At 54.8% G+C, this 6,434-nt stretch carries 5 protein-coding genes and 1 pseudogene; 5 read left to right on the top strand and 1 reads right to left on the bottom strand.

The features are described from left to right. The 3 genes from VKV29_RS03725 to VKV29_RS03715 form a co-directional block, all read left to right on the top strand. Positions 1–1,093: aminotransferase class I/II-fold pyridoxal phosphate-dependent enzyme (locus VKV29_RS03725; protein ID WP_324199957.1), on the top strand; the 1,093-nt coding region annotated here is incomplete at its 5' end. A gap of 4 nt (positions 1,094–1,097) precedes the next feature. Then, on the top strand, positions 1,098–1,349 hold the full coding sequence (locus VKV29_RS03720) for a hypothetical protein (RefSeq protein ID WP_324199956.1): 252 nt from the start codon (positions 1,098–1,100) through the stop codon (positions 1,347–1,349). Beyond that, complete coding sequence (locus tag VKV29_RS03715) at positions 1,330–3,588, top strand: discoidin domain-containing protein (RefSeq protein WP_324199955.1); 2,259 nt, start codon at positions 1,330–1,332, stop codon at positions 3,586–3,588. The genes VKV29_RS03720 and VKV29_RS03715 overlap by 20 nt, the downstream gene beginning before the upstream one ends. Positions 3,589–3,629: 41 nt before the next feature. Here the strand turns inward: VKV29_RS03715 and VKV29_RS03710 are convergent, their stop codons facing one another. Beyond that, positions 3,630–4,802 (bottom strand): redoxin family protein, encoded by a 1,173-nt coding sequence (locus VKV29_RS03710; protein ID WP_324199954.1) that lies wholly within the window; start codon positions 4,800–4,802, stop codon positions 3,630–3,632. A 157-nt stretch (positions 4,803–4,959) separates the two neighbouring features. Here VKV29_RS03710 and VKV29_RS03705 point away from each other — a divergent pair, with 157 nt between their 5' ends. Together VKV29_RS03705 and VKV29_RS03700 are read left to right on the top strand one after the other, a co-directional pair. Then, positions 4,960–5,805: a DNA methyltransferase gene (locus VKV29_RS03705; protein ID WP_324199953.1), complete on the top strand. Its 846-nt coding sequence runs from the start codon at positions 4,960–4,962 to the stop codon at positions 5,803–5,805. Positions 5,806–5,933: 128 nt separating this feature from the next. Then, positions 5,934–6,434: pseudogene (locus tag VKV29_RS03700) on the top strand (RNA-guided endonuclease TnpB family protein); the annotation flags it as partial.

Genomic DNA, 6,434 nt, shown 5'->3' with positions numbered 1-6,434 from the left:
TCCTACCTATGAAGAGCGGGCGACAAACTATCAGCTAGAGCCGACGGAGATCGAGGAGGCCGCCGGGGGAGTCAGCCGTTTTTACGACTACACGCGCGTGACGAACCCAACCACCGATATCGTGGAGCGCAAAATCGCTGCGCTTGAGGGGGCGGAGATGGCACGTTGCTTTGCAAGCGGAATGGGGGCTATTGCTGCCGCCATCTTCTCGTGTGTGCGGGCGGGCGCCCACGTCATTGCCCCGCAAACGGTCTACGGCCCCACACGGCAACTGCTGCAAGATTACTTAAAGCGTTTTCAGGTGAGCGTTACTTTCGTAGATGGGGCCGACCCGGCGGACTATGAGGGCGCCCTGCGGCCGGAAACCACCTTGCTCTATCTCGAATCGCCCTCCACCGTGGTAATGCGACAGCAAGACCTCGAAGCGGTTGCCCAGATCGCCAAGCGTCAGGGGGCGGCCACCATTTGCGATAACTCGTGGGCCTCACCCTACTTTCAAAACCCACTTCATTTAGGGGTAGACCTCGTGGTACACTCCGCAACGAAATATCTCGGTGGCCATAGCGACATTGTCGCTGGGGTCGTTGCCGGCTCGCGTGAAAGAATCCATCGCCTTGCAATGGAAGAGTGCTGCCTGCTCGGCGCCACTCTCGATCCCTTTGCGGCTTGGCTGCTGCTACGTGGTATCCGCACTCTGCCTATTCGCATGGAGCGCCATCAGCAGAACGCGAAAGCCATCGCCTCGTGGCTGTGTGAACATCCGGCCGTTGCGGAGGTCTACTATCCGGGCTTGCCGGGCGACCCTCAGGCATCGCTCACGGCAAAGCAGTTGCGTGGCACAAGCGGTTTGCTAAGCCTGCGGCTAAAGCGCTCCACGCGCGAGGCCGCTGCCCGCTTTGTGAACCGGCTACGCTATTTTCAGATAGGTTGTAGTTGGGGCGGCTTCGAGAGCCTAGCTCTCCCTATGGCGCTTCCTGCCGAAAGGGTAGGAGGTGTGCCAGGCGAAACCCTTTGGTTTGTGCGACTGCATATAGGCCAGGAGCATTTGGAAGACCTGCAAAAGGATTTAGACCAGGCATTGAGGGAGGACTGATATTATGGGAGAGAAGAGCGTTCGCGTTTGGCTTATCCTACTAACACTGCTGGTTGGGCTGTTGGCGCTGCAGCAATGGCGCCCGGTGGATGTTCGCGCTGCCGGAACCGCTGTGGCACCGGTGTCGGTCTCCGGAGATAAAAACGGTGCGTCCGCTTGGGTAGCACATGGAGATCGACTCTACTATTATATCTGGGATGGAGGGCATCGGCTTGTGCTAAAGGGCGAAACCACTCTTGGCCTTTCCACTCCTTGAGAGGAAGGCCGGCGGCCTTGAGCGCAGCACAGTCGGTATAACAATGGGTCTCTTTCCTCGCTATAGAACAGGCATCGGCCTCCTCTGTTTGTTTGCAGTGCTCGTGGCAGCAAAAGGGCCGAACAAACGGGTGCACAAGCCTTTAGCAGGGAGCGTGGTCATAGAGGCGGAAGTCCCTTTGAGGGCGTTCCGACCGGAGACAGCGCTCGGTGCCTGCATTGATGGCATGGAAAAAGGAGATATGGCCGGTATTTTCACGCCGGCCAACGTCGCCGCCATGAAGACGGCCGGTTTGCAACCATTGGCCTATCGGCTGCGGACGGAGTTGGGGGTAGAGTGTTGGCACTGGAACCCGCGGGGGTACTGGAGCGATGCGCGGCACCGTCGGGGGTATTGGGTATCGGAAGCCACACCCACCACACCGATCACGCTTTCCAACGGCTACCGACTTCCCCGACGTGGGGATACCATTGACCAGGCCAATAATGAGGGCTATTCTCGTCTTGATGACGGCGACCTACGCACGTTTTGGAAAAGCGATCCCTATCTTGATCGGTACTATACCCACGAAAGCAATGCGCTGCATCCCCAATGGATTCTGGTTGATCTCGGCAAGCCGCGACCGGTGAACGCCATTCGGATTTTTTGGGCGGAGCCTTATGCAACTCGTTTTCGCGTGGAGTGCTGGCAAACTGCCGACGGTGAGACCGATCATTCCATTGACGATACCTTCAACACAAACGGATGGCACCTCTTCCCACAAGGGATGGTGGAACACGGAACAGGAGGCGATGCGCTAAGGACACTATGTAAGAAACCTATCTTCGTGCGGCTTGTTCGTATTTGGATGACCGAAAGCAGCGAGCGTGCCCCCAAAGGAGCTACCGATGTGCGTGATGGCCTAGGGTACGCCGTGCGCGAAGTGCAGATCGGTTGGCTGGATAAGTACGGCAGACTGCACGATGAAGTGCACCATGTGCCAAACAAACATCAGACCCTCATTTACGTCTCTTCGACCGATCCCTGGCATCGAGCGCAGGATCGAGACTCCAACGTAGAACAGCCCGGCTTTGACCTGGTTAAGAACAGCGGGTTGTCGGGCGATTTGCCTATGTTGGTGCCGGTGGGCTTGCTTTATGACACACCGGAAAACGCCGTCGCCGAACTGCGTTGGCTGGAAGCACGCGGAGTGCGCATTAAATGCGTGGAGCTTGGTGAAGAGCCGGATGGGCAGTACGTATCTCCTGAGGACTACGGAGCGCTTTTTGTGGAGTGGGCTACGGCCATCCATCGCTTCGACCCCCATCTGCTGCTGGTTGGGCCAGGCTTTCAAACGGAGCTGCAGGACGTGCTCTATTGGCCCAATGTTTCCGGTGATCGCTCATGGGTGCATCGCTTCTTGGTGTATTTGAAACAACATGGCCATTTCGACGATCTGCGCTATTTCTCTTTTGAGTGGTATCCCTTTGATAACGTTTGTACCAACGACACAGAGCGCCAGCTGTTGCGCAACCCGCTTTTGCTGCAGCGCACCTTAGCGCGTTGGAGGGCAGAGGGCGTTCCCAAAACGGTTCCGTGGATCGTTTCAGAGTACGGTTATTCGGCTTTTGCCGGTAGACCGGAGGCCGATAGGCCGGCAGCCCTCCTCAATGCAGAGATCGTGGGGATGTTTCTAAGTTTGGGAGGAGATACGGCCTACCTTTACGGCTATGCGCCACAGCCGCTGATGGATGAGCTTCGGTGTAACTCGTGGGGCAACCTGGCCTTATTCCTTTCGGACAATCGGCATCGCATTAAACAGCCGTTGGCCACCTATTATGCTGCATGGATGCTTACCCATATTTGGGCGTCTCCACCACAAGCCAAGATACTGCTCTATTCTGCCCACTGTTCGGTGGAAGACAGCACAAAACAGGTGTTAGTTGCCTTCGCCACCAAACATCCGGATGGGCGTTGGGCCATCATGCTGCTGAACAAAGATACAAAAAGAGCCATTGCGGTAAAACTTGTGTGGCACACGAAGAGGGGTGCTGTTGCGGCGAAGGGGCCTATTGAGGTTTGGCAGCTATCCTCGGCAAACTATGTTTGGCATGCTCACGGCGCCGATAGTTATGCCGCTCCGGACACACCGCCTCTGCACTTTACGGTCAAAGTACCCTCTCGTTTAACCCTGCCTCCTACTTCATTAACGGTTATCGGCTGTACGCCTGCAGCTACAGAAGAGACGGCCTGCCATTAAGAGAAGGAGGCAGGCCCAGAGCCTGCCTCCATTAGAGATCGCTAACCTTCTGTGCAGGAGGTAAAGGTAAAGGAATAAAGCGCGAAGTCGGGCGAGTTTGATGAAAGGGTCAGCGTATGGCTGCCGAACATTCGGTTGTGGATCAGCTGGTACATGCGGGGCTGGTCTACGAGGATGTAGCTTTTGCCCGTTTCATCGTAATGAATGTCTGCCCCTTTGTCGGACGGGGCCACAGGCTTGCCATCCTGAAAAACATAGACACGGAAGGCCACGCCGTTCTCCGGCTTGATCACCGCATTGGCCGTAATAGCATGATAGCGTAGTAGAATGCTATCCTCGAAGTTATTGGTGGCACGGCCATGACGCAGACTTTCCGGCTCGGTGATCCAGACCCCGATCGGGGTGATGACACCGTCTTCAAGCGCCCCTGTTGGTGCGGGCAGGTGGTGTAGGCGTCCTGGGGCCCAATTGGGGATGTTCCCAAGAGCGCCTTCTAGCAGGCCTCTCTCGCCTGCATACAGTTCGGGGGTCATGGGGTAGCAGCGGGCACCGGGAGCATCTTCAGGGCGCAGGGGTTTTAGCAGAGGGGGAAGTTTAAGATTTGGGTGCAGTTGGTGCAACAATTGCTGGATAATGGCTTCCGATTCCTCGTATCCTCCTTCTCCGGCATGGTCGGCCACAATATAGCCGTGCATGTTGATGAAGTAGTGTCGGGGCCAGAAGTTGTTATGATAGGCATTCCAGTTCTCATAGTTGCTGTCAACGAGGACAGGCCAGGTAATTCCAAGCCGTTTCACCGCCTCGGCCACATTGCTGCGATCGTGGGCAAACCGAAACTCCGGCGTATGGATGCCAATAATTACAAGTCCATCTTTGGCATAACGTTCGTTCCAGGCTTTGAGGTAGGGCAAAGTACGTAGGCAGTTCACACAGGTATATTCCCAGAAATCAATGAGCACCACATGGCCGCTTTGCAAGAGCTGTTTGAGGTCGAGGGCTTTCCCTCCGGTGTTAAGCCAATCTTGGGCGGTGCCGTAGAATCGTGGGGCCGGCTGCGGCCAGTTTTCGCTTTGAATTTGATAAACGGGGTCTACCACGTCGGATACTTTTACCGTGTTCTGCTGCGGAGCGGCGCCGTTGGTAAAGAACCAAGTTCCAATACCAAGAGCTAAGGCCGTTCCTATGAAACCTAGGGAAGTACGGCGTGACATCATGATGTTCTCTTCCTCGCTAGATGGAAATATACGCTAGTTAATACGTGTATCAGCACGAAGGGTGCGCCAGATTTTGGTATACTGAGCTATGCATAGGCCGTTTTCTGCAACACCTCCTTCGATAGGGTAAACAGAGAGGATAGGCTCAGGATAATAGATGCAACAACCCGCTTATGAGCAGGAAGACGAAAACCTTCAAGACCGTTTTTCATTGGCGATCGGCGAAAGTTCGCCGCTTTATCGGAGCCGACTGGATGTCGCCCATCTTCGCACCTGCAACTGCCCTCCAAATCATTTGAACTGTCTAACGCCTAAAGAGTGGATTAAAAGCCAACTAGGGGTCTGGCAGGTAAGCTATTGCGGGCACGACATCCGCGATAAAGAGCTTCATCCGGCAATATTTCCCATTGCCCTTGCGCGTCGTGTCATCGAGCTGTTCACGCACGAGGGAGAACTTGTGCTCGATCCCTTTGTAGGAAGTGGCACGACGCTCGTTGCGGCTCAGGAGCTAAATCGAAATGCGGTGGGGTTTGATCTTCAGGAGCGTTATATTCAGTTGTGCATTCAGCGTTTGAGAGAGGGGAGTCTGTTTCATACGACCCAGCAGATCGCCGTACACGATGACGCCCTACATATTCCTCACTACCTCGCTCCTGAGACGGTAAGTCTAATATGGACGTCGCCGCCCTACGCTAATCTCTTAAATAGGGAACGAAAAAACAAATCACGTCGTGGCAACGAGAGAAAGAATAGCCAGTTTGGCAGGGTGGAGCAGTACTCACAAGAACCACGTGATTTAGGCACCATGTCGTTAGAGGAGTATACGGCAGCTTTAGGGGATATCTTTGAAAATCTGTTGCCGCTTTTGCGTCCTAAGGGGCACTGTGTGGTGAATGTTCCCGATATGTGGTGGGAGAATGAGCGCATTACCATCCATATTGCCGTAGTCGAGGAGCTACGAAAACGAGGTTATGAGTTGCGCAATATTATCATAAAAACATAGAAAGGAGACCCCTGCGTTTACGCAGGGGAGGAATTGCTATCCGCAGCATTCCTTTCCAATTTAGTTCGTCAACCGAGAGTATTGATGATATAATACCCTCGGCAGACAAAAACTATAGAGGCAAATCGTTGAAAGTTACATTGCGCCTGAAACTGCATAGAGAACCCGCCACCCAAAAGGCTCTACAGGAAACGCTCTTGCAGTTTACAGACTGCTTCAACGCCGTATGTACTTACGGTTGGGAGCAGAACGAGCGTAACGGAACCCGACTGCACCGGGCAACCTACAAGTCCCTTCGGAAAGCGCACCCTGACCTGCCTGCCCAGTTGGTGGTGTCCGCCCGAATGAAGGCCACCGAAGCACTCAAATCTGTTGCGGAGCGCAAGAAGCAGGGACGTTCCGTTTCCTGCCCGCAGTCCGCCCTTTGCCCCGTGCGCTATGATGCGCGTTCGTATTGGGTGCGCCTTCAAGACGGCTGTGCCTCTCTGGCCACCACACAAGGTCGTGTTTGTGTACCCTTCCGCCTGTGTGACTACTACACTCGTTACGCCCACTGGCAGCCCTGCTCGGCAGACTTATGTTTTCGTGACGGTGCCTTTTCCCTGCATGTGGTGGTGGAAGCCGAGTCA

This window comes from Chthonomonas sp., assembly GCF_035294165.1.
In the GTDB taxonomy this organism is placed as follows: Bacteria; Armatimonadota; Chthonomonadetes; order Chthonomonadales; family Chthonomonadaceae; genus Chthonomonas.
This window is presented reverse-complemented; position numbering and strand designations above follow the sequence as displayed.